The organism is uncultured Thiodictyon sp., assembly GCF_903828115.1.
GTDB lineage: Bacteria > Pseudomonadota > Gammaproteobacteria > Chromatiales > Chromatiaceae > Thiodictyon.
The window spans coordinates 1-3723 of the sequence record NZ_CAIKKU010000082.1 but is presented as its reverse complement, the minus strand read 5'-3'; the positions used below and the strand labels follow the sequence as shown (position 1 = coordinate 3723).

The following is a 3723-nucleotide window of genomic DNA, read 5'->3' as shown; positions in this document are numbered from 1 at the left end:
GGGGTCCGGCGCCGGACCCCGCGGCGGCCCGCTACCTGCTGATCGGTCTACTGATCGGCGCGGCCCTGGGAGGGGTGGGCGGATTCTTCGCCTACCCCTTCGTGGCCGCGCGCAACTCGGGTCATACGGCGGGCGCCGCCGTCGACCAGGGCGGCGCCCTCAGGGCCGCCGGACGCTTCATCCAGGCCGACCCCGCCGACCGTATCCGCTACGGCAGCGGGGGCCTGTCTGTCTATGACAACCGGGTCGAGCTGGCCGACGACTTCGCGGTGGGACCCGGACCCAAGTATCACCTCTATCTGGTGCCGCAGCGGGGCATCGACCCGGACACCCGGGTAGAAGAAACCATGTTCATCGACCTGGGCCCGCTCAAGTCATTCAGCGGCGCCCAGACCTATGCGGTACCGGCGGGGGTCGCGGTAGGGGATTACGCCTCGGTGGTGGTCTGGTGCGAACAGTTCAATACGCTTATCTCACCCGCGCAATTGAATGCCGCGCAATGAAGATGGTCCGCGCCGGCATTGGGCGGATGGGGGGGCGGCCCCGGGCTCGGAGCGGGCGACCCACCGCTGGCTGGGCGAGCGCGGTGGCCTGGAGGAATTGTTGGAGGTCGACTGCGAGGCCATGCCCCTGCCGCCGTTCTCCCGGGCGGCGGACCTTTGATGCGTCACCAGACGGTGATCGAGCAGCCCACTGGGAGCGCCGCACCCCAGTGCGGCGCGATCTCGCAAGCGACCGCGGCGCCGCATCCTGCGGAAAGGCCGGGCCGCGACTTGGATGCGGCGCTCCCAGTCGGTCAGCCTGAAGGCCAACCGATACGCCGCGGTGCGCGGCGCCATGATCAACGCCGCCGCACCAGCCGTTATACTCCCGCTCAACGCTGCCCCTGCGGAGCGAGGCACCGACCGATGATCAACCGGCACCGGCTGTTCGGTCAAACCGACGCAGTAGCGGTCAAACAGGCGTCTACCGTTTGCCGGTCGTCAATCGCTCGGTCAGCATCATCGTGCTGCGCGAAGTGGAACCAGCCCCGCGCAACGCCCTGTGGGACCTGTTCAGCTTTGAAGCCGCGAAGGTCCAGCAAGGGGCCAAGACCTATCGCTGGCGCCAGCCCGACCACGTACCCATCTTAAACGAGATATCACCGCTACCGCGAAGTGGGGGTTGACATGCCATACACCTTTGAGGACTTCCGTCGCGACTTGGCCTTGGAGTTGGTGCAAGAACTGCCGCCCGAGGATCGCCTGCGCGGGCTTGCGATCGAGGAGCGCCTGCGCGGGCTCGACGACGCGGGGCGTGCCCTGCTCAAGGAACTCCTGGACGCGCAGGCGACCGCCGATCAGCGTCATTAGGGCCGGGGCGGATTGGGTGCGCATCCAAGGCTGAAGCCTTGGACTCCGGCCCGGAGCGGCCGAAAAGTTAGCGAGGCGTAATCCGACGCCGGGTGCGCCTGCGTATACTGCCCTCGACATTCACCGCCAGCCGCGTGACCGGCTCGCTCAGGCAGGCTCGAGGAACCCATGAGGCGATTGAAAAATTACGTTTTTGTTTTGGCTTTGCTCGTAGCCGGATGCGGCGGAGGGACGGCGCAACAGGCCGGCCCGCCGCTCACCGGCAAACAACCGCAAGCAGCCCGCGCCGCCGCGTCGGCGACCCCGTCGAACGCACCCGCTTCTGCCGACGGATACCGCGGCGCACCGACGCCTGCCATAGCGCCCCACCCGGGGCTCGGCACCCTGTGGGGCGAAGACCGGGACAGCCATGTCAACCAGGCCCAGTTCACGCGCCGGACACCCGCGCGCCCCGTGGCCGTCCTGTCGCTCTATTACAATGATCGGGCGGGCGTCGCCGCCATGATCGGTTCGGGCCAGCGACCGGACTCTGTCGACAACGTCTTTACCGACGCGGACAGTCGGCTTGCGGTCCGCCTGCTGGACGGCAAGGGTGCCCCCTTGCCCAGCGTGCACGCGGGCGGGCGGACCTACGTGGTGGGAGAGAACGGCCAGCGGTATGTCATCGACGTGAGGAACCCCACCGGCAATCGTGTGGAGGTCGTGGCGACGGTAGACGGGCTCGACGTGCTGGATGGTCGCCCGGGGTCTTACGCGAAGCGCGGATACCTGCTCGCGCCAGGCGCCAGCCTGCAGATCGACGGCTTTCGCCGCAGCGCGGACAGCGTGGCCGCATTCCGTTTCGGTGCCGTGTCCAATTCCTATGCCGAACTCAAGGGCGAGGGTCGCAATGTGGGCGTGATCGGGGTCGCGTTCTTCGACGAGGCCGGGTCCACCTGGCCCTGGACCGAGCGGGAAATCAGCCGTCGCAAGAGTGCGGACCCGTTCCCGGGGCAATACGCACAGCCACCCCGCTAGTACGTACCCCAAGGCGCACTGGCTCGGACCATTGGCGTAGGGTGCGCCGTGCGTATACCTTGAGAGGCCGCGGTTGAACGAAATGGCGTGCGTCTTGGCCGCCGCCGCGGTGCGCGCGGCGCACCCTACGCGTGCCAGCAATCTAGGGTGGACAAGCGCCGCGCAGTCCACCACCAGCGGCGCGCGTTTCGGTGGACTTCGCTCCCGCTCGCCCATCCTGCGGGCCTGCGTCACCGCGATCTCGTTGCCCCTCGATGTCCCTTGTAAGGGCTGGTCGCCCCGACGGCGCCGTGGATCAGGCCGCGCCGTCCTTCCCTCCCGTCGCGGTCGTCTCCTCTTGCAGACCAGCGATGACCCGGCGGATCAGGCCTAATAAGGTGGTGCGCTCGGCGGGCGCGAGCCCTGCCAGTGCCTTGCTGTTCACCGCCTCGGCCGCCGCCGTCGCCAAGCCCTCCAGTGCGCGCGCCGCCGCGGTCAGCCAGATGCGCTGCGCCCGTGCGTCGGCGGGGTCTTTGCGGCGCTCGATCAGCCCGTCGCGCTCCATGCGCGCCAGGGTGTTGGCCATGGTCGGCTGCTCGATGTCCAGGTGCTCGATCAGTTCGCGCTGGGTCAGGCCGTCGCCCTCCCACAGCACCAGCAATGCTGGAAAGGTCCCGGTGCTTAGACCTAACGGCTTGATGCGCAACTGAAGCTCGCGCGCGAACAGCCGCGCGAGATGGTTGGCGAGATAGCCCGCCGAGTCGTCTTTGTTGAAGCCCATGCCCCAAGCTAACACTTGCATAGCTTGGAATGCAATGTTATATAGCACGCTATCTTTCCCACTCAGACGGAGTCGCACCCATGTTGAAACGCCTTCACCCCGTCGCCGGCGTGCTCGCGCTGCTGACCATCCTGACCTTCTGGATGGCCACGATCCTCGCCGAAACGTTCGGCGCGACGGCGACCGTCGTCGCCGTCAAGACCGCCATCCCGTGGGGCTTTCTGCTCCTGATTCCGGCCCTCGCGGCGGCCGGCGGGTCTGGTTTCGCGCTCGGGCGTCAGCGCTCCGGGGCACTGGTCGCGCGCAAGCGCCGACGCATGCCCTTCATTGCCGCAAACGGACTGCTGATCCTGATCCCAAGCGCGCTCTTTTTGTCCTTCAAGGCCCAGGCGGGCGAGTTCGACTGGCCCTTCTACGCCGTCCAGGCGCTCGAACTGATCGCCGGCGCCGTCAATATCGCGCTGCTCGGTCTGAATCTGCGTGATGGTCTGCGGCTGCGCCCGCGCGCCACCTGACAAGATCACTGCCACTGCACCGTTGTCGTTGTCGTTGTCGGATTATTCGATTACGACAACGACAGGATACCCGGGATCT

Annotated in this window: 7 protein-coding genes; 6 read left to right on the top strand and 1 reads right to left on the bottom strand. The window is 67.3% G+C overall.

What is annotated here, in order from left to right; genetic code table 11:
* From QZY48_RS03000 to QZY48_RS02980, 5 genes are all read left to right on the top strand, one after another.
* On the top strand, positions 1–503 hold a 503-nt coding region (locus QZY48_RS03000), incomplete at its 5' end, for a DM13 domain-containing protein (protein WP_366929632.1).
* Positions 490–663, top strand: a complete 174-nt coding sequence (locus QZY48_RS02995) for a hypothetical protein (RefSeq protein WP_295427513.1) — start codon at positions 490–492, stop codon at positions 661–663. The genes QZY48_RS03000 and QZY48_RS02995, both read left to right, overlap by 14 nt.
* A gap of 310 nt (positions 664–973) precedes the next feature.
* Positions 974–1168, top strand: coding sequence for a hypothetical protein (locus tag QZY48_RS02990; RefSeq protein WP_295427511.1), 195 nt, complete (start codon positions 974–976; stop codon positions 1166–1168).
* Position 1169: 1 nt separating this feature from the next.
* Positions 1170–1352, top strand: a complete 183-nt coding sequence (locus QZY48_RS02985) for a hypothetical protein (protein ID WP_295427508.1) — start codon at positions 1170–1172, stop codon at positions 1350–1352.
* 198 nt (positions 1353–1550) lie between these two features.
* Complete coding sequence (locus tag QZY48_RS02980) at positions 1551–2369, top strand: hypothetical protein (RefSeq protein ID WP_295427505.1); 819 nt, start codon at positions 1551–1553, stop codon at positions 2367–2369.
* Between the two features lie 295 nt (positions 2370–2664).
* On the opposite strand, the gene QZY48_RS02975 is transcribed toward QZY48_RS02980, so the two are convergent.
* Positions 2665–3150, bottom strand: a complete 486-nt coding sequence (locus tag QZY48_RS02975) for a MarR family winged helix-turn-helix transcriptional regulator (protein ID WP_295427502.1) — start codon at positions 3148–3150, stop codon at positions 2665–2667.
* 89 nt (positions 3151–3239) lie between these two features.
* Here QZY48_RS02975 and QZY48_RS02970 point away from each other — a divergent pair, with 89 nt between their 5' ends.
* Entirely contained in the window at positions 3240–3644 is a 405-nt protein-coding gene (locus tag QZY48_RS02970) for a hypothetical protein (RefSeq protein WP_366929631.1), read from the top strand.
* Positions 3645–3723 lie beyond the last annotated feature (79 nt).

Bases quoted from the DNA above. Each gene is read 5' to 3' on its own strand.
- QZY48_RS02995 (WP_295427513.1), top strand. From the start codon at position 490: ATGCCGCGCAATGAAGATGGTCCGCGCCGGCATTGGGCGGATGGGGGG.
- QZY48_RS02985 (WP_295427508.1), top strand. From the start codon at position 1,170: ATGCCATACACCTTTGAGGACTTCCGTCGCGACTTGGCCTTGGAGTTG.
- QZY48_RS02975 (WP_295427502.1), bottom strand. From the start codon at position 3,150: ATGCAAGTGTTAGCTTGGGGCATGGGCTTCAACAAAGACGACTCGGCG.